This window comes from Enterovibrio norvegicus FF-33, assembly GCF_000286835.2.
GTDB classification, from domain to species: Bacteria; Pseudomonadota; Gammaproteobacteria; order Enterobacterales; family Vibrionaceae; genus Enterovibrio; species Enterovibrio norvegicus_A.
Map to the genome: position 1 here is coordinate 1721319 of NZ_AJYD02000038.1, position 25715 is coordinate 1747033.

At 52.5% G+C, this 25715-nt stretch carries 19 protein-coding genes; 1 reads left to right on the plus strand and 18 read right to left on the minus strand.

The genetic code is table 11. The features are described from left to right. Positions 1-14: 14 nt before the first annotated feature. Positions 15-1019: a TRAP transporter substrate-binding protein DctP gene (dctP, locus tag A1OO_RS15950; protein ID WP_016961478.1), complete on the minus strand. Its 1005-nt coding sequence runs from the start codon at positions 1017-1019 to the stop codon at positions 15-17. Between the two features lie 451 nt (positions 1020-1470). Here dctP and A1OO_RS15955 point away from each other — a divergent pair, with 451 nt between their 5' ends. Beyond that, positions 1471-2385 (plus strand): LysR family transcriptional regulator, encoded by a 915-nt coding sequence (locus A1OO_RS15955; protein WP_017003630.1) that lies wholly within the window; start codon positions 1471-1473, stop codon positions 2383-2385. 45 nt (positions 2386-2430) lie between these two features. Here A1OO_RS15955 and A1OO_RS15960 read toward each other — a convergent pair whose 3' ends face one another. The 17 genes from A1OO_RS15960 to A1OO_RS16040 form a co-directional block, all read right to left on the minus strand. Continuing rightward, positions 2431-4740, minus strand: a complete 2310-nt coding sequence (locus A1OO_RS15960) for an eCIS core domain-containing protein (RefSeq protein ID WP_017003631.1) — start codon at positions 4738-4740, stop codon at positions 2431-2433. 28 nt (positions 4741-4768) lie between these two features. Continuing rightward, positions 4769-5230 carry a hypothetical protein gene (locus A1OO_RS15965; protein ID WP_017003632.1) on the minus strand — a complete coding sequence of 154 codons (462 nt, stop codon included), beginning with the start codon at positions 5228-5230 and terminating at the stop codon, positions 4769-4771. Positions 5231-5244: 14 nt separating this feature from the next. Further along, positions 5245-8598 (minus strand): DUF6519 domain-containing protein, encoded by a 3354-nt coding sequence (locus A1OO_RS15970; RefSeq protein ID WP_017003633.1) that lies wholly within the window; start codon positions 8596-8598, stop codon positions 5245-5247. An 11-nt stretch (positions 8599-8609) separates the two neighbouring features. Then, complete coding sequence (locus tag A1OO_RS15975) at positions 8610-10694, minus strand: hypothetical protein (RefSeq protein WP_017003634.1); 2085 nt, start codon at positions 10692-10694, stop codon at positions 8610-8612. Continuing rightward, on the minus strand, positions 10691-13459 hold the full coding sequence (locus A1OO_RS15980) for a hypothetical protein (RefSeq protein ID WP_017003635.1): 2769 nt from the start codon (positions 13457-13459) through the stop codon (positions 10691-10693). Before A1OO_RS15980 ends, A1OO_RS15975 begins: the two co-directional genes overlap by 4 nt. 1 nt (position 13460) lies before the next feature. After that, entirely contained in the window at positions 13461-15980 is a 2520-nt protein-coding gene (locus A1OO_RS15985; RefSeq protein ID WP_017003636.1) for a baseplate J/gp47 family protein, read from the minus strand. Then, positions 15977-16342: a GPW/gp25 family protein gene (locus A1OO_RS15990; protein WP_017003637.1), complete on the minus strand. Its 366-nt coding sequence runs from the start codon at positions 16340-16342 to the stop codon at positions 15977-15979. The genes A1OO_RS15985 and A1OO_RS15990 overlap by 4 nt, the downstream gene beginning before the upstream one ends. A gap of 54 nt (positions 16343-16396) precedes the next feature. Then, positions 16397-16720: a hypothetical protein gene (locus A1OO_RS15995; protein ID WP_017003638.1), complete on the minus strand. Its 324-nt coding sequence runs from the start codon at positions 16718-16720 to the stop codon at positions 16397-16399. A 48-nt stretch (positions 16721-16768) separates the two neighbouring features. Then, positions 16769-17284: a phage baseplate assembly protein V gene (locus A1OO_RS16000; protein WP_017003639.1), complete on the minus strand. Its 516-nt coding sequence runs from the start codon at positions 17282-17284 to the stop codon at positions 16769-16771. Next, a complete protein-coding gene (locus tag A1OO_RS16005; protein ID WP_017003640.1) occupies positions 17281-18411 on the minus strand; it encodes a hypothetical protein in 1131 nt (376 codons plus the stop codon). Before A1OO_RS16005 ends, A1OO_RS16000 begins: the two co-directional genes overlap by 4 nt. Beyond that, positions 18411-18755 (minus strand): hypothetical protein, encoded by a 345-nt coding sequence (locus tag A1OO_RS16010; protein WP_016958821.1) that lies wholly within the window; start codon positions 18753-18755, stop codon positions 18411-18413. Before A1OO_RS16010 ends, A1OO_RS16005 begins: the two co-directional genes overlap by 1 nt. Positions 18756-18832: 77 nt before the next feature. Further along, positions 18833-19456 (minus strand): hypothetical protein, encoded by a 624-nt coding sequence (locus tag A1OO_RS16015; protein ID WP_017003641.1) that lies wholly within the window; start codon positions 19454-19456, stop codon positions 18833-18835. Beyond that, positions 19457-19681 (minus strand): hypothetical protein, encoded by a 225-nt coding sequence (locus tag A1OO_RS16020; RefSeq protein ID WP_017003643.1) that lies wholly within the window; start codon positions 19679-19681, stop codon positions 19457-19459. A 12-nt stretch (positions 19682-19693) separates the two neighbouring features. After that, positions 19694-21349, minus strand: a complete 1656-nt coding sequence (locus A1OO_RS16025; protein WP_026023900.1) for an eCIS core domain-containing protein — start codon at positions 21347-21349, stop codon at positions 19694-19696. Continuing rightward, positions 21342-23417 carry an ATP-binding protein gene (locus A1OO_RS16030; protein ID WP_017003645.1) on the minus strand — a complete coding sequence of 692 codons (2076 nt, stop codon included), beginning with the start codon at positions 23415-23417 and terminating at the stop codon, positions 21342-21344. Before A1OO_RS16030 ends, A1OO_RS16025 begins: the two co-directional genes overlap by 8 nt. Further along, positions 23414-24724, minus strand: coding sequence for a DUF4255 domain-containing protein (locus A1OO_RS16035; RefSeq protein ID WP_017003647.1), 1311 nt, complete (start codon positions 24722-24724; stop codon positions 23414-23416). Before A1OO_RS16035 ends, A1OO_RS16030 begins: the two co-directional genes overlap by 4 nt. Continuing rightward, complete coding sequence (locus A1OO_RS16040; RefSeq protein ID WP_017003649.1) at positions 24721-25653, minus strand: hypothetical protein; 933 nt, start codon at positions 25651-25653, stop codon at positions 24721-24723. Before A1OO_RS16040 ends, A1OO_RS16035 begins: the two co-directional genes overlap by 4 nt. Positions 25654-25715: the final 62 nt, after the last annotated feature.

The window sequence follows — 25715 nt, forward strand, 5'->3', positions numbered from 1 at the left end:
CCGCTCCTCAGCAATTAATCAGAGTGCGCAGCAAACAAGGTTCGAATCTCATCAGCCAATGGGACGCCACAAGCTTTATTCACTTCTGATGTCCATTTTTTCTCAATGCCTTCTAGCAACGCTTCTGTGCGGTCTTCTGACATGGAAACCGCAGAGCCACCGTTAGCCATCACTGCATCACCGACGCGTTCGTTAACCCAATTTTCATAGCGAGGTTTCAACCAAGTTTCTGCTTCTACTGCGGCTTCTTTCAGCGCTTTTTGATTATCAGGGCTGAGGTCATCAAACTTGTCTTTGTTCATCATGTAAATGATGTTGCCATAGAACATATTGGCGTTAACCATGTACGGCATCACTGACCACAACTTCCAAGAGCTGTACGTCGCCACACCCATGTTGATGCCATCAACGACGCCACGCTCTGCCGACTGGAACACTTCTTTGGGTGCGACGAAAACAGGTTTGCCACCCCAAGATTCAATCATCAGGCTCACCAATGGACCAATTGAACGCACTAGCTTTCCATCCAACTTGCCGATGTCTGATACTGGATCTTCAAACCACCATTCCTGATCGTACGAATAGTTTGAGTTAATCAAAGGGATCAGATCAGACTTCGCCGCTTCCGCTTCAATCAAGCTGGCATAAGCGGCATCAAGCTCAATTTGTTTCTCCAAATCAATGGCGACGGGATATAAAGAAGTCACGCGATAACACGGCAGACGTGTATCCGCAGGAACCCAACTGATATCAGATACCCCTCCTTGAACGGCATCGACACCTTCACTCCAACCGTGCAGCGTCGACGATGGGAAGATTTGTACTTTCAAATCACCGTTACTTTTCGCAGCAGCCAATTCAGCAAACTTCTGAAAGCCTTGATACCTAACATCCGATTCATTCACATACGTCGACAGACGAATGGTCTCTGCCGCTTGTGCGGCAATCGGCATCGCGCCAATAAGCGCACAAGTGATTGCGGTGAGGCGGAAGGCGTTGGCAGATTTTGCAATGTTCATGTGACTTCTCCTTGTCTCTTTCGACACAGATTGGAACGTTTAAAACATGAGGCCGCCCATTGGTGATTTGCGGCGAGGTTGACAACTGGTGCTAGTAATAAGCATGACCACGTACCGTTTTTATGCGTTATGCCGATTCGATTGGTCGGCATGCCGATTTTTAAGGGCACAAGATCTATCGCGAATAATCAGAGAGTTGGGGCAATTTCACCCGCTATACCCCTGAGAAAGAAAAGGGTTTTTAAGTAAGAATTTTTCGCTGATTGAGTGTTTTCTTATCTTTAATGCCTGAACAATGAATGCGCTTTGTTAAGTTTAAAGAAGCGATATGCGGAACGCAGTTCACACAAAGGAATGTGATGAAAGGCTCTGGACTCTGCAATGTGGGGTTAAATAGATACAGCCTCATCGCTACGAGCAACTTGGATGCATAACAGTTTGGAGAGGATGTTTGGACTTTAAACTATTGGAAGATTTGGTGTGTCTTGCCCATTCCACCAGCTTTACGTCAGCGGCAAGAGAACGATTCGTCACGCAACCTGCGTTTAGCCGTCGAATTAAAGCGCTCGAGCAATGGGTGGGGGCGGAACTGGTAAACAGGGAATCGCAACAACTTGAGTTAACCGAGCAAGGGCAAGCGTTTGTGGTGGAGGCGGAGGAAATTCTTAATCGCCTTTATTTGGCACGTGATTCTGCCCGAGCACTGAAAAAGAACGCGAACAATGAAATCTCAGTCGCCGCGCAAAATTCGATAGTGCAAACCTTGTTTATGCAATGGATGCAACACGTCGAAAAAGCGGTAGGACCGGTTTATGTCCGCCTTTCTTCAGACAGACTCGCGGATTGCATTGACCTTTTCGTTCAAGGCACCGTGGACTATTTACTGTGCTATACCCACAAAGAACTGGGGCTCGGCATTGACCCATCGCGCTTTCAAAGCGCGGTGATTGGCATGGAAACCTTAGTGCCCGTCTCTTTAGCCGTGAACGCCCAACCTAAATATTGCCTTCCTGGCACTGAGCATGACCCCCTCCCGTTAGTGGCTTATACCCATCAGTCACTGTTTGGCAAAGCGATTAATCAATTGCTGGATAAACAACCTTGCTATCTGACTCGACGCTACGAGAATCCGTTTGCCCATACTTTAAAATCTATGGTGTTGGGCGGTTATGGCGTGGCGTGGCTTCCCCGCTCATTTGTTAAAGACGAATTGATGCGCGGCGAGTTGTGTATTGCAGGTGATGAAAGCTGGCACGTCCCGTTTGAAGTTCGGCTTTATTATCGCGATCCTGACAATGCATTTGCTAAGTCGATTGTGCAAGTTTCAGAAACCATGGCCTCGATCCCGTCTTGTAAAATCGCCTAGCTCATCAGGATCGAAAAACGACTAAACCTGCTAAACCTACCAAACCTAGCCACCTTCAGCCTCCAAACTCCATCCGGCGTCGGTTCGCGTGGCAATAATGCGATACTCTCCCATGCTGCCATTCGCTGCCCTCGCCACAAAAAATGGCATCAGGCTACGCATACTTTCGCCCTGCGCGGTCATTGGCGTACCGCGATCCAATTTTTCAAACCCAGGCGCAATTTCGCTTGCCGTGCGTTGAATGGTCATTATCACGCGTCGATATCCTTGCCTATCCGCATCAGAGAGTACGTCCACAAACACCGCTGCTGTGGTATCAATTTGTGATTGTGGGACAGGCTCAACAGTGATGACTTGGGGCTCGCCGCCTGTCACCGGACTACCCGCACCGGGCGCAGGGCTTGCCGTTCTGCTGCCAGCATCCGAAGCCCCCCCGTCAGGGGTTAACATTACCCGCATCAGCGTGGAGACAATGGTCGGCATAACCGCACCCGCCGCTAACATGGTTTCTTGCACCACGGTGCCACCAATGATCCTTGCCATTCCCCCTTCAACTAGACGTAATCCCGTGCCTGATTGGGCAATATGATCCAAAATCGTGATGGGAACGAGTCGATTTGCCGCCGCACCTGCTGGCATCAATCGCGCGAGTGCTTCGGCAGAAAGCCCTGAAGCCTCGAGCAACGCACCTTGCATGATGCCGCAACTGGTTGGGTTGCCGCCAAGCCAACGAACAATGGCGGGGGCACTATTTTGTACAAGAGACGTCGCGCGTTCTATATCCACCGCTGCTTCTGCGGCTTCGATCACCACGTAGGCATTGACACGCTGCCCCATGCCCGCCACGGCTCTTTCTGTGATTTCTCTTGGCGCAACTTCAAACAACAATTTAAGCGGGCCGCCGTGGAGCTTGATCAACTGGCCTGCGGCATTTCGTGCATACATGACGGCGTGATTAATTCCACCTTCCGTCACCAAAATCATGGCGCCGCGCTGAAGCGCTTGCATCATTTCAGCTGTCGCGGCTGTGCGAGTCGCAAACACTGCGCCTCCTTCACGAACAAACGCTTCACCGGTTTCCCTTAACACGGCTTCCGTCGCAATCTCGCCGCCTTCTCGCACCACGAGTCGTGAGCCTTGCCGTTGCACTGCTGTTCTCACTAACGCCGCAGGCGCTCGTATCAAGGCTCTCGCAGCCACACCCGCCGAACCTAGTGTTGCCATGTCCAACATCAGAAAGCCGACGCCCAATACACGCTGAAAATAGGTTTCGGCTTCGCGTATTTGCTGGATTGAGCCGTAAATCGGCACTAAGGTCCAAAGGCTACGTGATGGGTCAGGTTCACCCGCCGCGTGTCTTGCGCGGTTCTCTTCTGGGCTGTCAGACACCGCCCACGTTACCAGCCCTGCGGCAAGACCAATGCCTGCCAGAATAAGCCAAGGGGCGATTTGGTGAAGGTCCTGATCGACGGCGCGGTTAATCTCATATTTTTTCCCACGCAGCGCCGCACTCGCTGCATATTCCGCTTCATATTCAGAATGCCAAAAAGGTTGGCTAATACGCAGATCGCCATAAGCCGTTCCCGCGCCTAAACGCCCTTGCACCGTATGCGCCAATTCATGACCAAGAACGTGCTGCCCTGCCCGACTGGCTAGGTCAAGACTGCTATCGACAACAATATGATCATTGAGCGTGTAGGCGACCGTGTTTAGGGCTTTCAACGATTGAGTGGCTGCCGCACTTCGATGCAAACGAATGGGCGACAAATCGTAACCGTACGATTGTTCAAACGGCGCTCTTACTGCTGCGGGAATGGGCTGTCCGCTTTCAAGCCCCAATGAGTGAACCTGAGGTGCCAAACGCGGAGACGCGAAACGTGACGTGGATTCTTGCTGGGAGAACGCTGCCGGAGAGGGGCTCTCAGTCGCTGCGCTCAACAACGCATTACCCAATGCCCCCAGCGAAGAGGACACAGAACGAGGAACGGGCGGCAATGCGGGTGCGGGCTTTGTCGGCGTAAACCGCTTGATCACCCGTGCCATGTCCATGGGCCTCGTATCGGAGCCACCTGGAAGCGACCGCTGGCGCGTTTGTGATGATGGCAAAGATTGCAAAGATGACCAAGATGTCGGTGGTGTGCCTGCCATCGGCGTGCCACCGCTTCTCGATAGCAGTTGAGAACCCCTTTCTGACAGTAAAGAGCCCGATTCTGATAATAAAGAACTTGTCTCCATCAAAGCGCCATTCCCCACCGACAACACATCACTGGTGCGCGATTTTTGGACGAGGCCGTTCTTACTGCGTTCGGAATTCGCAGTCTCCGTCTTTTTCTGTGGCGGCGCAAAATCAGGCATGGTTACCGCGACTCCAAACTGCTTCAGGCTATTTTTTCGTCGGTCTGCCTTTCACGGGTTGCCTTAACGTTGCCTTGCGCCTTGCGGCGGCTTTTTCCGTTGGAGCGGTTTTCAATTTTGCGTCCACATTGAGTGTCGTTTTAGGTCGCGGTTTCGGCGCGGGTTTCTCGGGTCTTATTTCGTCTTGCTTGATCGGCGCCTCTTTTAGCTGCTCCTTTTTGGGCTCAGTCGTCTGAGAAACCATGTCTTCAAACTTGCCTATCTCTTTCAACTGCTCACGTTCACGTTGAATAGATTCATCAATTTGCTTATTAAACACTGCGCGTTGCTGCTCCAGATCGGCAATACGACGTTCAACCCGAGACTGCTGTGCCAGCGCATTGGCTTTGGTTCTACCAATCGGATCCGGCTCTTTGTCGGGGTGACTGACTTTCTGCAACGCCTCGACCAGAGAAATGTGTTTTTTCAGTACCTCACTTGCCTTAGCCATCATGTACTCCTTACTCAAATCTGCTGATTAAATGCGTTCTGAGGGGCAGGAAATTCAGCATGATTTATCACTGAACTGGTCGTGATGTTGCCAACGAATGGCCCCTGCATATTGTTGAAATCAAACGACGGTAAAAAACGGGTATTGGCTTTGACCTGATTGCCCATGACCACCGCACGGAAACCACGAAGTACGACGGTGGCATGTTGCCCAATTTCATCAGGAACAAAGCCCACATGCTCAACATAGTTGTTGTTGAAGAACACGCGTTCATAACGAATATGGACGTTATCTATCAAGGAATTGGAGAGAATTTCCACCACCGTGTCAGCCCCTCGACCCAAAAACTTGTTGTTGCTGATCTGCGCGGAATAGCCAATGCGCAGTGCCGTTGCCCCCAAAGGGAAGGCAATTTCGAGCAACCCTTGCATCAGCAACGCCCTGTCTTCCAATGTCCGCTCTCGCGTTAACAAATCGGAATAAGACACCAGATTGCTTTCGATGCGCGCTTCCAGCACGAAAAGTGCGCCAATTCCCACGGTGCGAGCGGGATTGACCTTTTCATCTTTGCTCACGCCCGTGTTCAAAACCTCGTTAGATTCCACATGACATTCGCCAAGCTGGAAGATGCACGCAATGGACGACGCCAGCACGCTCTTACCTTCTGCACCGACATAATTGAGTCGATTGCCAATAATGGCAGCACGCGCCAAACACAGCGCGACGAAAATCCCCCCGTTGCGGCAATTGCTAATTTGATTGTTGGCGATATCCACCCTGACACAACGCTCGCAAAGTACCGCCGCGCCTCCGTCCACAATGTGGTTATTCTGCATTTGAATGTCTTCACATTGGCTGGCAAATACGCCGATGGTACAGCCCGATAGGGTGTTGTCGTCCACATTGACCACGGTGCATTCCGAGAGAGACACGGCAAGTTCGTCACCAGAATCTCCTGCAAAATCATTGTTTTTGATCCGCAGCCCTGTGACCTGCTCTGCCACAATGTTGCCGGTACAACCTTGAATCCAATTCTGCGCAACGGTGATCCCGCCAGTGAACATTTCATCGTCACCACCTAACAAAATGGCAATCTGAGATTCAATCTGTTCTTGGGTTTGTATGCGATTACGTTCAATTAACGCACCCAATCCACGCACCATGATGCCAGTGCTGTCTTCAGCGGCGAGCATGATTTGGTTTTCTGACACGACGCCAAACGCACAGGCACTTTCTATCGCGACGGCTTCTTGATTGCTTTGCAATCGCCCTAACACAATTCGGTTACCCATCACTGTGCTGTAGGACGCTGTAGAGAACGAGCGACCCAGTGGCTGGTTATTGATCACCACGCCGCGCACATAGCCTTGAATATCATTGCCGAGTACCTGTACTCGTCCCGTCAGACGCGCAACGCCTACGCCGACGATACCGCTTTCCTGCCCTCCATTGTCGACATGGGCGTTGATTTGGTTGTTTTCAATCACCAGATCTTCGCCGCCATCGTCCATCCAAACGCCAATTTGTGTGCCTGACAGTGAACATTGCGCCACGCGGACGCGCTCGCAATCAAATAGACCAATGGCAGGGTTATCGGTTGGCACGGCACTCTCTCGAGTCGAGATCACTCGACAATCTTCAATCAAGCTGTCTTGCACGTGACGAAACACCATCACGCCTTGTGGCTTTTCGGTGCTTAAACCCGTTAAAACAGAAATCATGGTCACATGAATGCCCGACAACGTTTCTTCTTGTTCGCCGCTGACAAGCAACGCGGCATCATTGCCAAGGTGACGAATTTGCGCACCATGAGATTCACCGTGCAAGGTGACATTGGGATAACGAATGCGAAGCGGACGACGGATGACATGCACGCCCACTTTTAAGCAGACACAGCCCCCAAATTCTGGCGACAAGCTATCTAATGCGGCTTGAATATCTTCGCCGGGACGCACCACCACGGTACAACAGCCCGTCACACCTATTGGATCACGACAATCTTGAAAAACCGGGACGACAAACTCACCATTTAACGCATCTATTACCGCTAAGCGGCAGCGATGATGATGAAAAGCTTGTGGCGGCGCATTGGTCAGTGTTTCTACTGAACTGTCGGCATAGCGGGTGACAAAACTCCAATTATCACCAATGTGGTATTCCCCTGCCCCTGCATCGCGGGACAGAGCCACTTCGACCCCATCTTCGAGTGCGATAAACACACCTTCAGGGACGGCAATCAAACCGTCACTGGCTGGTGCATCAAGATTGGTCATTTCATTGCCATCGGTATCGAGTACCACACCAAACTGGTCCCAACGACGAAGAATAGGATGAAGGGTTTGGTTAGCCGCTGTCGAGGCGGGAACCAATACAATTTCCCCCGCTGCGAGCGGATTTACCAACACCACGGTATTGGCAGCATCATTGACTGAAAGAATACGCACCATGGTGCCGGGCAGGCCTTCCAACACGCGCACATCGTCGGTAATTTCAGCCCAATCGCCTGCACTGAAGCGCAGGTAATCGTCTTTGGCGACTTGCTCAAGGGTCAGGGTGTTGTTGGCAGGTTGCGCCAATATTCGCCCAGCGAACGCGCCGTTTACCCGCGACCATTTCATTAAGGGCAAACCCGCTTCATTCACATCATGAACCGCCACCATGTAGGTGCGATTTTCTAGCCCTCGATAACCGCCCTCTGGCGGTAGCAAGCAAGGGTCGTTGACCGCAGACGCGGGATTGGCACGGGAGGATAATCGCGCTGAAGATGGCGCAATAAACGCGTCCCAACCTTCAATGTCTTCATCGTCGGTATTACACGTTACGCCTTCACCGACCGGGCCAAACAATCGCACTTGCCAGACGGTTTGCATGCGGGCGCTGGTATCGACGCCAATCGCCGGATCAACTAAATCGGGGGCTTCCAAAAACGTGATCGGACGTTTCCACACATCGAGATAGGCCAGATACCGTCCGTCTTCAGGCTGTATTCCCGGATCGGCGCTAGTCAGCATCGGTCGATAAGGCTGATCATCAAAGGGGATCGGCACCTCACTGTGCAGTTCTTCAAGGGGCAATGAAAAGTGATGCTCATCGTAGCCAAAGTTCTCAGCTAACAAGCCATCGACATAATATCGACCTGGATGAATCAGCAAGCTGCCTGCAACCACATCCAATCGAAAGCTGTCTGGAAGATGCGCGGGATAGCCACAGAAGCCTGCTAAATCGATAGTTTCAGCACGAAAGCGGCGATCTATCATGGCCGCCGCTTCATTCAGCGGCGTGTCGGAGACCACCCTGCCTTGCATCGACACCAATTCGGCGTAATTGTGGCGTGGGTCAAAGGTCTTTCCTGAAATATCTACAGCCATGGAACTCTCCTTCAAGTCACATAGATCAAACCAGCATCGAGCCCGATGGGTAAGAATTCATTGAGACGAAACAGCAGCGCATCATGCCGCTGCGGCTGATAAAGATGGTGATACACACCCATTTCGCTACCACTGTCTGCACCACGTAATATCTCGGTTGGCGCAGAAAGCAGTAACTGCCCGTAAGCGGGGTCGCCATAACGGGTAGAAGTAAACGCAGGCACGACACGCGCCCGAACACCATGAAGAATATGTTCGCGTTCGGCATCAGTGAGCGAGGGGTTGCGCGCTTCGGCTTTTTCGATAGCGTTTGACCCTGCGAACTGCGGCTGACAACGATGCTGACGCGGTACACGAGAAAAGGGAGGGATATAAGAAAAACGGGCGCATCCGGTTTGTCGTTGTAATGCCCAAACCGGTGATGTCCACGCATCCCCTTCGCCCAGTGCGGCGTCGAGAATGGAATTTGATATCAGTGGAAAAGACCGCGCAGCTATTTTGCCAATGACCGTGGTTTCGCACAGCGTCAGCACACCGCCATGACTGATTTCATCAAGGGCTGAAAAGGCGACATGATTATGTGAAGTGGCATCGACAATGCTGTTTTTCACCGACACTGACGCTCCTTCTACCGTGCGAATTGCACCGACGATGCTGTTTTCAATTTCCACGGTAACATTGGGGATTTCAACCACCAGCGACGCTGCATTGGGCAGCATCGGCTGTCGGTTTATCGACAACGCGTGTCCAGGCACTAAGGTGACGTTTCGCAGCACTAAGCGGCGTAATTGATTATCGCCGTTATCAGGCACCACCAGCCTTCCACCAAACACCACCAACCCATCAATGATCACTTCGGATTCCGCACCACCGACCACGGTAAAATCATCACCTTCAAGATCGATAAATACGCGGTGTCCGTCTGCGGCGCGCAGCGACACCGTTTGATCAATATTCACGGCCACGTCAGGCGAAACGGCAAAACGATGCGACACGCCAATTTCAACCACACCACCAAATTCCACATTGCCCAGTGCGGCTTGAATATCGCCGCCCGCGCCGACACTGTGCACGTTAGCGGAATGGCTAATAAAGCCTTCACTGCGAGAATACGCCCCGCCTCCAATATCAGCGCTTGCGCCATAGTGGAATGTCACTTCCACGGTTTCTGGATCAACCATGCTGGCAGGAAACGACAAGCGCCCAAGTTCGGGGTCGACCGAGATTCTGTCTACGGGCGAATGCGCCCAATCTGCGCCGTCATCACTGAGGTTACAGATCTGCAATTGATTGGCGGTTTGCATAATGCCATCAACCACCACGGTGAACGCATGAGGATAAAAACCGTCCAGCCGATTTGCTGCAATGCCTCGGCGCAACAGCGGCACAGGCAGATTTTCTTCGCGAGCCAAATGGTTAATATCAGGCTCAGTCTGAGGCTCATTAAACAGCGGAGCATTGAACCCCATCGGCTGGAACAGATATCGTCGCGCTGCCAAACGAAACGCAGGCGTTAACGATTGACGGTAATGACGCAATCGCCACAAGAATATGCCGACATGTTGAAAATGATGTTTCCCTTCACCTTGGCTGATCCGCCCTGTCGCCATCGTGTAGCTGGCGATATCAAATGGCGTGTTGATAGCTTCACACTTCGCACTGTCTCTGACATTCAAGGTGTAATGATTATCAGGACGCGGCGCGGCAAGATGCTCTGGTCGGGCGAGCAGTTGGAAGAACTCCACCACTTTGGCAGGCCAGCGCGTGGTATCAGATGCTAATTGTTCCAGCGCTAACGCCACACCGCGGCGTCGGGTTAAGCGAATTTGATTGGCGGCTGCTGCGCGTTGGCTCACGCCCGGAATATTGGGCCCGTAGCGATAACCCACCAACTCGCCAATGTAAGGCGCTGCCCACTCATCACAGGTTTCAATAAACTGGTTATCATAAAGACGATCGGCATCGTTTTTCACGATCGCCGCTTGCTCGGCGAGTATTTCCATTAAGGCTTTGAGGGGAAATCCCTGTGCTTCATCGCGTTTACGATAAACCTCTGGCAAGAGTTGATAGAGCGCGTCAGGTGACAAGCTGTTCATACGCTAACCTCCAGATAATCGAGCGGCCCAGGATGCAAGCTCAGCACTGATGCGCCCAGCACTTCGGCATCAACGCCGCTACCCATCACCTCGGCGTTCGCTGCCGCGAGACCATCGTGGCGTGTAGGGATCTCGCCCGTGTATAAACGTTCAATCACCACCGCGTCGATTCCCGCCACATCGTGCAACAGCGCAATAATTTCACTGGCAAAAACAGGCTGACCAAAACGGCGAGCGTCAAACGACAATGCCGCACGTAATACAGCTTCGGCACTCACACTCACTTCATCGGGAAGATAATCAGGATGGACTTGAAGACGCACACCAAGCTTAAAAAAGCGCTGGCGATAACTTCGCAAAATAAAGCGTGCAAACGGGTCGCCAGCTGCGGTCAACGCTTCCGTTAAGCTGCTATGCAACGCACTGCCCTCTGGCACTTGCGCCCCGTCTTCTGCTGCTACAGTGACCACCACTTGTGGCCCACCAGAGAGATGCAACCACTGCGCACTGGCTTTGGCAATGCCGCCATAACCTTGGGAGAAGTCTGCGTAATCCGTTAAAGAAACCACGCGTCCCAAGGTGCGACAGGACAAAGGTGCGCTGAGTTTTATCGCATCACGCCCTTCGGGATCCGCACCGCCGTCAGCATCGAGCAAATTATTAACCGCCTGTACACCAAGCGGCTGCGACATCAATAAATTGAGTTGCCCGGCTTTTACTCGCCCCATCAAACCATGGGTTTTACGATAGCTGGCGCGAATGTTCTGCTGACCTTTACCCGGCATCGCGCCTTTCACGCCATCGCCAAAGGTGACGTGACTGTAACCTTGTTCATCAACACGCATCGAATACACGCGATCAGCGGGTTGTGTGCTCAAAAAGTTCGCCACGGGATGCCACAGGATTTGGTTTACACGAATTTCCAGCGTGGGTTTCACGCCTGTAGGCGTCGCCGCGGGCACAAAGGTTTGTGGCGCTTGGCGGGTAGTAAAAGAAGCATGGGGCAAGGCCGCGCCATCACCCAAGACTTCCACCACCGATTCACCTTGAGTGGCTTGTGCAACATTGGCAGCAATACGCAGGCTTTGCGGGAAGTAAGCCGCGCCTAAGGGTTCAGTCAGAGTGACTGATGTGCCCGTACCCGCCGTGAGTTCATGGTTAACGGACTGCACAATGCGCGTGGCAATGACAGGCATCGCGCCTGATCCTTCAGCCAGTCCGTTGAGAATCACTTTGCGCCCTTCTTCTAGGCCGGGGAACCAGCCATTAAGCTGAACGGAAACCGTGTCAGCATCCAAGGGGGCAGTGATCGGCGGGTCTGCCAAGGTTAACAACTCACTGGCACCAAATATCGTAGTCTGTCTAATAGAGAACTCGCCAAAATCCTCGTTTCGATCCAACGCCAAGCGGCTACTTTTTCCGGTGACGGCAAAAAATGAAGCCGCGACCTCGGCAGTGTCTGTGACCTGATAACGCGCCCATGTGTCTCCATCTCGAATAACAACCTCACTGTCATTGGCGATTTCTGCTATCTGCCGTTCAAGGTAAACATGATTAGCGCCGTCTCTCATCAAAGATAATGTCCCTGCATCGGCCCATGTTGCGGCAGTCTTGTCTGCGTATGGACCCGGTTCAAGGCTTTCTACCACCACATCGCTGCCGTCCACACTGTAAACTGGCACCATGCCCGTCAACGAATGATGAAGGCTGCTCAGGGGCGGTGCGGCGTGACCAAAAATAGCGGCTGACGCACGAAAAACCAGCACGGTTTTGTTGCTCTGGCTTGCCGCTTCCAAAGGGGCGAAAAAGGCTTTTTCTGACAACTCAGCATCCGCCAATACCGTGACCAGCTCTGAGGTGCCAAGGGTGTGATCAAGCTTTTCTGCCAACGCACCAGACACCGTGGCGGAAAAGCTGCTTGACGCAGAAAACCCTGGTTCTGAAGCAGGTTCTGAAGCAGGATCCGAAGCAGGTTCAGAAATCGGCTCCGTGCCGATTGGCGATACCGTCACCCATGTCAGATCTTTCGCGTCGGGGTCTTGGGCGATATTCGCCAACACTGGATTGACCGCATTCACCACAGCAAAAACTGGCGTGCCGTCGTCGGCGATAAAATAGACCCCATCGCCCGCTTTCAGCTTGGTATTGGTGCCCCAAAACGGCAGTTGCGTCGTCGAGGTCGTTAACGGATGGGGAGCAGTCAGTTTTGGACGAATGGCATTCCATTCCGCGCGAGCCAAGAGATCATCAAGGGTTTCATAAATAACGGGCGTTTCATCCTGCCCCGGCGTGCTTTGTATTTTGGTGCCTGCTGGGACAGTAATACGCTCAGGAATGCCTGCGCCCGCGGCAATGTTAAACGACAGATCGGCACTGGCTGCCGCGCCGGGATGGGGAATGTAATCAATCAATATCGCCATTTCATGCAGCGATTGGGGCAGTTGCGCGGTGCGTACATAGGCTTCGTTCAGCCACATTTCATTGTAGAAAGTCAGCACGTCACAACTGGCTGCCCAAGCCTCTAACAACGCCAGAGTGAAATCTTCCCCTTCTCGCGTGGTTAATGTACCGAGTGCGCCGTATTGCGATGAAGAAAGCCTCGCCACCATGCTTTGATAGAAATCTTGGTGGCTACCTGCGCGAAAACCAATCCGAGGTAAGCCCGCTGTGTTATCAGGCGCTTGAGGCGTCAGTACGCGAGTGCCATTACACGCGCCGCAATGTGACTGTTCTTGTGAGCGAGCATTTAACAGAGAATCGACCATGTCAGCGCCCTCCTTCTAAGTCGAGCAAAAACACACCGTTGCCAGGATGGCTGGCGTCGTTGTCTACTCGCGCAATTTCGGTGCGACCGAACAGGAGTTTTCGCCCTGTCAGCCCACTGGTTCGCGGGTCGCCAAAACGACGAAAACGGGTCGCTTTGGCGGCGATCACCCCTTCTACGTTTTGTGCTGCCGCTAACATGGGCGACAGGTGCAAGATTTGTCCGGCGCGGAACTGATCGGGATGAAGTAGCCCCAGTGCACCATTGGCTTGTCGCTGCGGAGAAAAAATCGTCAATAAGCGCTGGCGAACATGAGATTTAGACGCATTGGGCGCGACACAAACATGCAGCGTAATTTCCAGCGGCACATAAACGGGCGTAGACACGTCGACATCATGGGCGGCAAGTCGGAATGTTTCGTAATGACCGCGTAACTGCGTGCGCTGATCTTCGGTGACACCAATGCGCCCTTTGGGATCGGGCAATGCAAACGTGGTGATCCAACTGCCCGTGTGCACATAGGCACAACTCACGTCTTGCACCCATTCCACGCGGCGTCCAAGGGTTTGATAATCTTCTCGAGTGACGGCTCGCTCTTGCGTTTTGAACAAGAACGGTGCGCGCTTACGAATGGCGGCATTGGTTTCTCGGTTTCGCCCTCCTGCGCCCGCCGTGATGTTTCTCACTTCAATCACTTCAGGCAGGTTTATCGCTAAGTGATGCAGCTTATCTGGCCCAATATGTCCCGACATGCCCAAGCCCACACGATAACGGGCGCTGAATGCGGTGCCTGAAAGTGGACGACGGCCAAACTGGTTATCGCCAAACCGCAGTGAAGCACTGTTGTCGCGTTCAATTTCAGCGGTGAACACACGCGCGCTGGCATCACTGGCTAACAAATCTGCGACTGGCTGATAAGGCAGCACTTCAACACCATCATCACCATCGAGTTCAATACAAGGATACGTCGCGTTCGGCTCAGGGGTGCGCAACGCATCTGAGGCCGGTACGCCTGACGCATAATTTGGTGCGAAGGTCAGTGGTGATTGAGCGAGTTTGGGTCGAAATGCAGGCATGATCATTTCTGCCTGTTCTTGATCGCATTGACTATCGGCGCAAGTCACGCCGTGATTCTGCCCTGATTCAAAGCCTTTGCCCGCCGCCCAACTGAGCCATGGCGACGGCACTTGGCCGAGATTTTCGTCATCCTGTGTGTGCCCGTGATCGACGAGTACCACATTGCCACGAACGACACTGACAGGCTCAATGTATCGCCTTCCTTCTTCCATCGAGGTTTCTGACGATATGCAAACGGGGAAACGCAAGGCATCACGATCATGCCACACGATTTCGGTGATCAAATCGCCCGTAATGGGGTCAGTCAGCGGCGCGTTGGCTACGTCAAATGCGCGTACCTCTATCAACAGCACGACTTGGCGACGGTCTAAAAATCGGTCGGCTTGATTGCCTGTTTTCGCGCCAGTGATTTCCTCCATTGCGACATACAGGCCTTGGCTGAGATTAGGCAGATGCCCAGCCAACGTCGCGCGCGTTGACCCTTTAGCGAGATGGCACCGGGCGTTACTCCAAGTATGAAATTCCATTTCATTGTGCGCGATAAACAAGGCTGGCACGTCGTGACAGGTTTCGTACACCGCGGCGCTTTGAGTCAATATCGCATTGTTTCTGGCAAAGGTGATGGGCTGTTCGCTCAGCCTTGTACACACTGCTGCACCTTGTGGGATCACCGCCGTGCTTGGCGCAATCGGCAGCACATCAGCAGACACGGCAAAGTGACAAAAGCATCGCGCGTTGCAGCCTTCATCCACGGAGTAATCCAACAATCGTGTTAACCGCTTCAGTGAAATACGCGAACGCGCTCGGTTGAGATACGCTTCGGTTTGGGCGGCATCTTGTTGGTAAGCCAACTGATCGGCGGTGTACGCGAGAATATCGACAATGGCGGTAGAAAGATCGGCAGGGTGCCCAGTGGCAAAAGCGGGAGCAGCAATGGCCATGCGATCGAGCATCATGCGGCGAAACGAAAGATAATCACGCGCGGTGTAATCAATTTCTGTTTCTGGTTCAGGCGGCGTTTCGCACTCGCAATCACTCAAACAATCAAACGCTGTCGGACACTCTACTTTGAACGAAAAAGTAATGGATGCCAGAACGGGGTCTATCTCGGGCGGCGGCGCTGGGTTTAACGTGCTGGTGACAATATTAAGCATATAGGGGCCGAAATCACCCGGCTGTGCGAGTTCAATCACGACCACGTTTTGCTGTCCGCCCAGCCCCATGGTGACAGCGACTATCTCAACGGCGGCGTCGCCTTCAATGCGAATATTGTCTTCTGTATACACCACCGCGCCGGGGTCGTTAACAAGGTGAAGATGCAAAAAACGCTGACGATCAGCGGAATTCACCGCCTCCAAGTCCAATACTTCTACGAAGTCGATACCGTTGAATGCACTGTTGCGTACTGCTTCTCTGCGTCGTTGGTCACAGCAAAAATAAATCATGCGGCAGACTCCCTCACAAATTGGGCTTGCTGGGGATCACCCGATGGCAGCACCAAATAGGAGACGTCGATAAACATAGCACCTTGATCAAACAGCACAGAGACATCCGTCACTTCGATGTCATCTTGCATCCAGCTTTGCAAGGCTGTCGCAATCAAGGTGCGGGTATCTTCTATCAAAGCATCACTGACTCCCGCAAACAGTAGACGGTTTAAACCACAACCAAAAATTGGCATCATCACCCGCTCTCCTGGCTCAGTGAATAACACCTGCTCCATGCGATCGCGAATGAGGTCAAAGCGGTGCGTTGTCGCTGTCCGCCCTTGAGTATCAATGCGATAGGGGAAATCTGGATAATTCATCTTTCCTCCGCGAAATTAAGACGTTAATAAGTTAAGCCGTTAATAAGTCGGAAATTAACTCGCAATCACACGTACTTGCGCCACAGTTGGCAGCAAGGGTGTCCCTGTTGGCGCGCAGACAGATTGGCCAGTTAGCAGCACAAAAGGCTGCCCCATCGACACCACACGCACCGAGCCCGATAAAAATTGCCCTGTTATACAAGGTCCATTGCCCGCTGTCGGGGGTGGCATTGCGCACCCTGCCACGACATAAGGAGACGTCAGCAATACGGTGGGCGCGCCCGAAACCACGACTCGCGGATTCGGCACTGTCGGTGTTGCTTGGCCGCCATGGGAGCACATGACTGTCGCACCAACATGTAACAAGGGCCCGGGCATTGCTGTCTCCTTCGTTTCGCGCTTACGGTGTGGTTGAGCGTTTAAGCACTAAGTAATGGTGAGCGCACCGGTATTAATATCTACCGTCGGCCCAACCAAGCTAATTTGTGCGCCTTTCCCGTTGGTGATGAATATTCCTGCGTCAGTCACCGACAAGGTGACGCCGGTGGCGGTCTGCAAGGTAATTCCCCCCAATCCCATCGGACCGCCCGCATCGCAAATCACGATGCCGTTCTTCGCCATGGTTTGCAGCGTAATGGCGGAGATCGGCGCGGGTGCGGTTTTTGCCAACGTCGGCACATCTGCCGCAGAGCCTGCAAAGCACCCTGTCCAAATCGGATGGTCGACTTCGCCCTGTTCAAACTCAATCCAGACACCCGCGCCAATGGGCGGCACAGCGAATATGCCGGCGTTCAAACCCAACACGGGTAAACACGGCATGCACCAGCTGCCGGGTGGCATGCCTGTAACATCGGAAACGGTGGCTAGGATTCGCCCTTGCTGAGATAAATCGACGTTGTTCACCACCACGCCGCGATATTTCCCGTAAAACTTTTCGCTCATACTGGCACCCTACTGACGGTTGAAAGCAGCCCATCTCGGCTCAGTTCAAATTGCTGTTTGAGTTGGCCTTCGCTCAAGGTCGTGGTGACGGATTCCACGTAATGCAGTCCATTAAACGCATTACCTGCGCCGCGCACTGACACCAATTTTCTTGCTTCCAATAAGGAGCCATACGCCAAAACATCAAGCGAACCCGACATTTTCACCGCCCTAACGGCAGACCTTGCCGCTTTCGCTAACCCAATTAGCGCACCTTGCACCGGTGAGTATTTGGCCGTGTCGCGAATCGGTTCGCCAAGCCTCAGTGGAATTGGTCGTAACAGACCAAGGGGCGGATTGAGCGGATTAACGTCCGGCACCGGTATGGTGATGGGCATTTTTGTCTGCGGATTTTGAATAGTGACCATTGGCACTACCGCGCTTTGGGTATCAACACTGCCGGACAAGGATTCCACGTTTCGATGTGCATCTAAGTCGTCATTGATCGGGCGTTGGACCTTGCCAATGCGAATGTCCGGCCCCCAATAGGCGGTTGAAACACCCACTTGAGACGTGGGCTCGATGTAGAACACGTAGCCGACGCGTTCTGCCAACGACAAGATGTAGTTCAGATCGGTGCCTTGATGAGACGGAATGCGTTCTGTGGGGATCGGCACATCAATCAACACAGACGGAATAACTTTTGGGATCAGCCCCAAAAACGCGTATTTCGCCAAAACCAGATTAATGCGAGCGAAATCCGGCATGGCGGGATAACGCATAAAACTGAAATCGATGTAATCGAGCACACGGCTGAGATCTTCTCCCGTTAAGGTTAAACGGGATACCCCGGGTGCACTGCCGGGGCTAACGCGATGATCGGTGACGACACCGTCAATAAGCACGGATTTTTGACCGAACATATCTATCGCGATCACGGTGCGTACTAAGGGGATGGGATTGTTGGCGGACAGCAGAAATACCGTATGAAGCGGTGAGTTATTGTCAATCTCGAACACCAGTTGAAACCCTGATTTACCTTCCGTCACTGAACGCACTTCGCAAGAGACAAAGGCGTTAATCACCACTTTTGATACGGGTACAGGGGCAACAGGGCCAATGTAGAGACTCATCACCACCTCTGACATTACTGCTCTCCTTCATCGCCATGTAGGGCAATTCTGCGCCCGACGATGGTCAATAATTCGCTCGGATTCTGCACCAAGTTGGCATCGGCGATTCGCCACCAAAGGGTTGGGTCGGCGTAATACGCCGCACCGAGTAAATCCAGTCGGTCTCCTTCTCTGATCGTCATGCTTTGCACGTTTTCAATGGACGCAGGCTGCGGCAGAAATCGGCGACTGACAAACACACGCTCTGTGCCACGATCATCCGTCATCACATTCAACGGCGCACCGGCATAACGGCTGCTGGACGCAAAGTCCGCCGTTTCTTCCGTGTTGCTGAGTAAATAGTGCGTGAGATCAGTCATCAATGATTCCTTATTGGCGTCCGTTCTGTGGTGTTCTCGGTTGCTGCTTTTTGCAATCAGCAGCTGGCTAACAGGACTTAGCTATTTGTGACAGGTTTAATGACCCGCCCCGCCTGCGTTTCTAGCCCAGTGAGGTAATGCAAAAACAGTGAAGAAGCGGGATGATCAAAGCCAAGATCGTCGACCGTCAACACTTGTAAACTCACGTTGGCTTTCGCGCTTAATGGATTAAGCCGCGCGCTGAAAAACTCTTCTGTCAGAGCCAAGCTTTTGACTTTCACTGGTACGCGGCGATAAGCGCCCCAACTAAACAAGGGCAATGGCTGAACCATCGGAATAATGGTCAGCTTTCCTTCTCGGGCTCGCGCATCGTTTTGCAGCAGTTGCCGCTTCGTCGGCGAAATCAAGCTTCTCAATGCGGCGATGTAATGGCCAATGCCATAAGTCACCGCATCCTCATCGCCCCGCTCGAGCGCATCAGTGGCATCGAGAATGGCCTCAAAACTGATCGATTCGGTTGGAGGACCATTGAGTCGCATCTGCTCTGTACGAGTTTGCGACCCTGCCTGCGATTTCACTTCAAACTGCGTACTGAGCGTGGAAGGATTGATCAGCAATGGAATCGCATTGACGGGCTCGCCACTTTGCGGATCGAGCAACACAATGCCGGCTTTAACGTAGTTCGGCTGACTCGATAACATTTATCGCCCCTTTACGCTGTGTTTGTGGCTAGTCAGTTGATGCATCAATGCATCAGTGGCCCTCGCTATCGCCTTCTCTTTAGCGACCAACTGTTGCTCAGTGCTGATCGACTCCATCACTGGCCATTGTGTCGACACGGCGGTAGACATAGCGCGATAGACATCGGCATAACCCGCGTCGCTGCTGATTTCAATGTGCCGAAAGTGCACGTTAAGTTGTGTCATTTCGTTCTCCCTTTATGGCAAAGCAAGGTTGCCGGGCACTGTCCACCAAAGCGGCGGTGCGAGTGATGGGATCATACGAATACCACGATAAATCAAATAGCCAAGCCCCACGGTGGCAGCAGCACCCGCCACAGCTTGCGGCGTAACGGTATGAGGCGCTGTACGTGGCACAGTGTGTGGAACGGGTTTTACCACCGGCACAGGATTGGGAATAACAATAGGGATCGGACGAGGTCGGCGGCGCGGCTTGTTTGTACAGCGATAGTAGTAAACCCCATTTGACGTTGCCCCACCCGTTCTTGGCCAGACTGAAATATTCTGCAAGGGATTGCCAACAAATGTCATTCGCGGGAAAGCAAATGAAGACATGGAGGTCGCTGGGCCAATAATGGCCTGGTAACTGGCAATGTCTCGGTTGAGCTGGGCTTCTGCAATGGCCTGACGATTATTGAGCGGGTTGAGCCATGAAGCGGGTTTGATTTCTCCCACTTCATCGATGAAAGGCCCAGCAGGGTATTGAATCACCATATCTGGCCGTGTTGCGCCGGGAATTTGAAACCCTGGATGGCCGCCACCTAAACATGATGTCGACATCATGGTGTGCATCGCGCCACAAAATCCGCCAATCTGCATGTGGGCTTGAATACCAATTTGATTCGCGCTCAGTGCGGGGACATTGCACCCTGCGACCGTGGCTCGTTGAATAAAGGGCAATCCCGATCTCTCGCCTAGAGAGGTCGTGCTTGCACCATCCAGTGCTTTTGTTTGCGCAATAGGCCCGCTAGTTATCGGTGCTGCGGGTGTAGATGGAGAAGCGATTTGCGCTGCAGGGGGTGTTGACGCCGATCGGGGCGCGGGTGAGCTTGATCCCACATTCTGAACCGATGATTCGGGGACCAAAAGCAGCCGATGGTTTTCGTCTTCCAGCATACTGAGTTCGTCCAAGATGCCTTCAAGCTCCTCTGGATCCCAAAACTCGCCTAAGAAATCGAGTTGATGAGAAGGATCAGCCACGCCAACCGCAGACGCAGATTCTCCCGCATCTGCCTTCTGGGTCCATCGTCCAATCGAACCAGAGGGCGTCGACAGTTGAAAGGATTTACCCGCTGCGAAAGCGTCGCCACCGCGATCAGCTTCTTGTTCATAGGCATCATTCGACCCATTCAATTTGGCGAAAGACAATCCGCGACGTTGCTGAACAACGTGGGTTAATTCATGCCCGATAAGTGCGAGACCCTGTTGCGAGTCTGGGTTGTAAAAGCCTGAGCCAAAGTAAACATCTGACCCTGCGGTAAAGGCTTTTGCTTGAAGTTGACGGGCGTAACGCTGGGCAACACCTCCGGTATAAAGCTTGGCTTCCGGAAACTCTGCGCCGAATGTCTTTTCTGCTCGCTGACGTAACGCTTCAGGCAAATGCCCGTCTGGCTGTTGCGAGTTGGTGCTCATCGGTGGCTTTGTCATGCTCACACCTGAACCCGCGAACGCAGCGCTAGACTGAGCTGACATAGGCGCTTTCGCCCCACACGCTGAGCAAGGTGCGCCTTGTGTCGCGGTGTTACCACAACTGCATTTACGTTGCAGAACTGGCGATTGCCTCGACATCTGAAAGGGTGCTGGCGCAGGCTGATCTTTTACGGCATGCAGGCTTGGGTTGGCGAATTCATTCATATTCTAGGTCCCCCGCTTTAATCGGTCGATCTAGCTTTTGTAACTCGGCCGCCGCCGCTTCCATTAGCCATTGCATGGAAACACAATCGCCGTGTTGAGCAGCTAAGAACGCGCCATTCAAAGCGACATTGTGAATACTCCCGCCCGTTAAATTGAGCCTAGAAAGACGAGTGGGATTCACATCGGCTGAGAGCGGTGTTTCAGGCGGGAATGCAGTAAACCAAATGCGTTCGCGCTCTAATGGGCCAGGGAAAGGAAAGTCCACCACAAAACGCAGGCGACGCAGAAACGCTTTATCGACGGCGGATTTCAAATTGGTGGCGAGAATGGCTAAGCCACGATAGGTTTCGATACGCTGCAACAGATCATCAATACCGATATTGGCAAAGCGATCGTTACTGTTTTTCACTTCGCTGCGCTTGCCAAACAAGGCATCTGCTTCATCAAAAAACAGAATCGCTCCGCATTGTTCGGCCGCTTGAAACAACTCGCGCATTTTCTTTTCTGTATCACCGATGTATTTACTGATCACGCTGGATAAATCAATGCGGTACAAATCCAAGCCAAGTTCATTAGCAATCGCTTCAGCGGCCATGGTTTTGCCTGTGCCACTGTCACCACAAAACATGGCGCTGATCCCCATGCCGCGACTCATACGATGACGAAAACCCCATTGCTGATAAACTCGGCTGCGAAGCCCAACTTGTGCGGTGAGCTGATCCAGCATTTTGGTCTGTGCTGGCGGCAACACCAGCGTTTGCCAACTGGCTTTACAGTCGATACGCTGCGCCAATTTCGCGAGTGATGATGCAGCGCGTTGCTGACAACATGTCCAAAGCGCTTTTTCAAATCGAGGGTCAGAATGAAGGAGTGACTCTCCGCCGCCGGATTCAGCAATCAAGGTCATTTGGTTGATGTCTTGCTGACTGAGCGAAAACTGCTCCGACAATCGTGCCGGTAAACTTTCATTTGCCCCTTGAATAGCGTTTCGCCACAAACCTTCTTGCTCTTCCACCGTCGGCCTTTCAACCAAAAGCGGAAAGCTGTTGGGTGTCACACCCATGGGCATGACGCCCGCATCAATCATCACCAGCCCGCCGACACGGCCAACAAACTGCTGCAACTGTCTGAGACGCGCTGGGTCGTCAGCCCCTTCAATGAGCAACAGCAATGGCATTAACCCTGCTTCGCGTTGCCATAACCTTGCCAGCGCATCCAAATCATTGGGCTGAGTTGGCAAACTGGTGGCATGAAGGATTTGAACCGTCGCACCAAGTTGGTGTGCAAGGGCTGCAGCCATCAAGGTTTTACTGGGTTTGTCCTCACCAAAAAACTCAATCACCACTTGCTGGCGATGAGATTGATGCGGGTGCGATTGATGCAGGTTGAGTTGATGCTGATGGGATTGCTGTATGTAGGTAAGTGCAGATTGCAACCCGCGTGATTGAGAATAAGAAAGCGACGCATCACTGGCGACCGCGGGCATCGGCTCAAGCATCACCGCCAAGCGCTCGTCAAGGTAGTTGATACCACGTAAGAAATTGAGGATACGTTCATCGACAACCAGCGTGGCATCGCCATTTCCTATCGGCTGCCATTCCAAAAGTAACCAATAGCGCAGCGGACTATGAGGGGAAAAACTGCCCCAATCACAATCTTGAGAAACTGAAAATGCCAGTGTTGCTGTTGGGTGAGAACGTATTGAATTCTCTGTCACCATGGCGCATTTTGCAGCAACACGACCATCAAATGACATCGCTAGAACCAAAGCCAGTACGGCTTGATCGCCCTCATTCAAGTCGAACTGCTGCACTAACACGTTAAAGGCGGTAGGAGGATCACAGACGAAGCCTTTATTGATATCCGCCAATGTACAGTGCCCTGACTCTTCATTTCGCACCGCATCGAACGACACAAGTACCCATTCGATGAGTCGAGATATATGTGCCTGATTGGTCGCCTGCCATTGAGAAAACAGATCAACCGCGGGTCCACTACCTGACGGATTATTTCCAAATTCTGCGCGTTGTTCTTGCGCTGAGGTATTAACACGGAAGGTATCAGTCATGCTGGCACCTCTACTCTTTGCGTGGGATCATAAATGGGCGCGCGTGTTGTGAAATCCGGCGCGATGGGCGGCCTGTCTTTGAGGATGAACCAACTGTCTGCGCCATCTACCCGCAATCTCGCGGGGTAGATGCCTGCAGCCAAAGGCCCAAAGTGAAAGACCAGTGTGCTCGTAATCACGGACACCGACTCAGCCTGAGCGCCTTCGCTGCCTAACCAAAGTGTTGCTTGTTGACCGGGGTGTACATTAGGTGACACCCCGACGGTGACGATGACGGCTTGGCCATTTCGTACAACGCTATTTGGTGGCAGCGCCAATACAGGCGCGATTTGTGCTGTCAGTTCATTGGATTGTTGTGTTGCCCCATTGACATCTACGGCATAAGAGATTGAATAGATACCTGATGCCCAGTTGGCGGGGACGTTTGGCAGCGTTAAAGACTGCCCTTGCGCGGAGCCGCCAGCATTGGCAGCCACCGTGTGTTCTATGTCGAGTGAGAGATGAGAAAGCGTGAAACGTGGATTTGCGCCATCAAGTGCACGGCCTTCAACATCCAGAATATCGCCCAGCCTTGCACTTGCTTGGTGTGCAGGCGAAATAACACGGGTGAGTTGAGGCAAGGACGATAACAGGTGAGGAAATACCGTAGGACCGAGATCATCTTCGCCAATGGTCAGCACGGGGAGCGGATTTCGTGTGCCATATTCCGCTTCGATCAATACCGTGGAAACGCGATAGGCCATCGAGGGTCGATATTGACTTTGCAGAGCGCTCCAAAGGCCGGATTTTTCCGCCATTGGCATTTGATGTGGCGCAATACGAAGCGCTTCTGCTTGATCAGCAAGTCCGGTGTCAGCCAACGCTTGCAAAAGTGGCGGTAAGCCCGCGGCAATGGCTGGCGAAGGGTTCAATGCGGTTTGGATTTCTGTTCGCGTAAATCCAGGGTGTTCGTGCAGTATTTGCATCGCATAACCGAGCAATACATCGCCATGCAGATCTGCCGTGCCATAAGCACACACCAGATAATAAAGGTCGAGCGGTAATGGCGTGTTGTTGACTCGATTCCCCTCTGGATTACGTGTTGGCAGACACTGATTCGCCCACGCTGCGTTCACCTCTGTGTGATAGAGAAAAACATTTAGCGCAGGGGCATTGTTATCTTCTTGTGCCAGCATTTGATCCGGTGCCAATGCGTGAACAGGCACATTAGTGTTCACCACCGCCGCCACATCGTGATCCACCAGCCCATCATTGAGCAGATCGCGCAACAATTGGGTGACGCCTGCGATGGCAAGTGCACTACTCATCGTTCACCGTCCTGACGCTGACGTAAATAGTCAGACAATGTGAGATCGGGCTTCCAAGTGGTTGTTTGACGCTGCGCTTGCGATGGGGTTTGAGAATCCGCTTTGCTAGCAATGATCGACACTTGATCAATCGTCACATTTACCGTAATGGGTTGCGGGGAATCGGCACGATGTCGGTTGGTGACACTGCGCAGTGCAGGCTTGTCTGTTCCTGCATGACGAGGCGATTCATCACGATTCGGAAGATCATGAGCTGCAGGCTCTGCGCGAAGGCGCTGTTCCGCTAACAGATGTAAATTCGACGCTATCCTCTGTTCATCTTGTTTGTTATTCGGTATATGCCTTTCAACTGAGGCATGTTCAATTACGGGTTGCTCACTTGGCGATTGATTCGCATCCGTCTCACCCAAAATGGATGCCGCCACTTGTTGCGTGAAATCATGTCGTGTTCGAGTTGGAGTCGACGGTGTATTTAGCGGTGCATGAATAGGTGTATTCGATGAAGACGGATTGGTGGAGACCGGATGATTAAAAGCATCACTCACATCGGTATTGTTCGCTTGGCCTTTCGTCTTTGAAATACGAGAAGGATGAGAACCAACCTGTGTTTTCTCGATGTTAATGGTCACATCGTGATTACCCGTAACTTCATCTTGTCTGCTTGGAGCACGCTGTGATGCTGTTTGATTGGGCGATTCTTCCAGGTGAGTTTCCAACAACGAATTAGTGACAGTGTCACCTTCCATTCCATCACTCACCGTATTTAAATCATCGACCAAGGGTTCTGACTGAACACGATCTTGACTGACATTCGACGCAGAAGCCGACACTGACCGCGTCGCACCAGCATAATAAGAGTTCACCACCGGTTTCAGCGTCTGAAAGCCATCAATGTTTCGGCGAATGTAATGTCCTAATTGGCGACTCATACACGTATCCTTTGGATAAGATGAGGTAACAGCCTGATCTTAGTAAGTCTTTCATAAACATC

Coding starts and splice junctions, on each gene's coding strand:
- dctP (WP_016961478.1), bottom strand. CDS start 1,019: ATGAACATTGCAAAATCTGCCAACGCCTTCCGCCTCACCGCAATCACT.
- A1OO_RS15960 (WP_017003631.1), bottom strand. CDS start 4,740: ATGCCTGATTTTGCGCCGCCACAGAAAAAGACGGAGACTGCGAATTCC.
- A1OO_RS15965 (WP_017003632.1), bottom strand. CDS start 5,230: ATGGCTAAGGCAAGTGAGGTACTGAAAAAACACATTTCTCTGGTCGAG.
- A1OO_RS15970 (WP_017003633.1), bottom strand. CDS start 8,598: ATGGCTGTAGATATTTCAGGAAAGACCTTTGACCCACGCCACAATTAC.
- A1OO_RS15975 (WP_017003634.1), bottom strand. CDS start 10,694: ATGAACAGCTTGTCACCTGACGCGCTCTATCAACTCTTGCCAGAGGTT.
- A1OO_RS15980 (WP_017003635.1), bottom strand. CDS start 13,459: ATGGTCGATTCTCTGTTAAATGCTCGCTCACAAGAACAGTCACATTGC.
- A1OO_RS15985 (WP_017003636.1), bottom strand. CDS start 15,980: ATGATTTATTTTTGCTGTGACCAACGACGCAGAGAAGCAGTACGCAAC.
- A1OO_RS15990 (WP_017003637.1), bottom strand. CDS start 16,342: ATGAATTATCCAGATTTCCCCTATCGCATTGATACTCAAGGGCGGACA.
- A1OO_RS15995 (WP_017003638.1), bottom strand. CDS start 16,720: ATGCCCGGGCCCTTGTTACATGTTGGTGCGACAGTCATGTGCTCCCAT.
- A1OO_RS16000 (WP_017003639.1), bottom strand. CDS start 17,284: ATGAGCGAAAAGTTTTACGGGAAATATCGCGGCGTGGTGGTGAACAAC.
- A1OO_RS16005 (WP_017003640.1), bottom strand. CDS start 18,411: ATGTCAGAGGTGGTGATGAGTCTCTACATTGGCCCTGTTGCCCCTGTA.
- A1OO_RS16010 (WP_016958821.1), bottom strand. CDS start 18,755: ATGACTGATCTCACGCACTATTTACTCAGCAACACGGAAGAAACGGCG.
- A1OO_RS16015 (WP_017003641.1), bottom strand. CDS start 19,456: ATGTTATCGAGTCAGCCGAACTACGTTAAAGCCGGCATTGTGTTGCTC.
- A1OO_RS16020 (WP_017003643.1), bottom strand. CDS start 19,681: ATGACACAACTTAACGTGCACTTTCGGCACATTGAAATCAGCAGCGAC.
- A1OO_RS16025 (WP_026023900.1), bottom strand. CDS start 21,349: ATGAATGAATTCGCCAACCCAAGCCTGCATGCCGTAAAAGATCAGCCT.
- A1OO_RS16030 (WP_017003645.1), bottom strand. CDS start 23,417: ATGACTGATACCTTCCGTGTTAATACCTCAGCGCAAGAACAACGCGCA.
- A1OO_RS16035 (WP_017003647.1), bottom strand. CDS start 24,724: ATGAGTAGTGCACTTGCCATCGCAGGCGTCACCCAATTGTTGCGCGAT.
- A1OO_RS16040 (WP_017003649.1), bottom strand. CDS start 25,653: ATGAGTCGCCAATTAGGACATTACATTCGCCGAAACATTGATGGCTTT.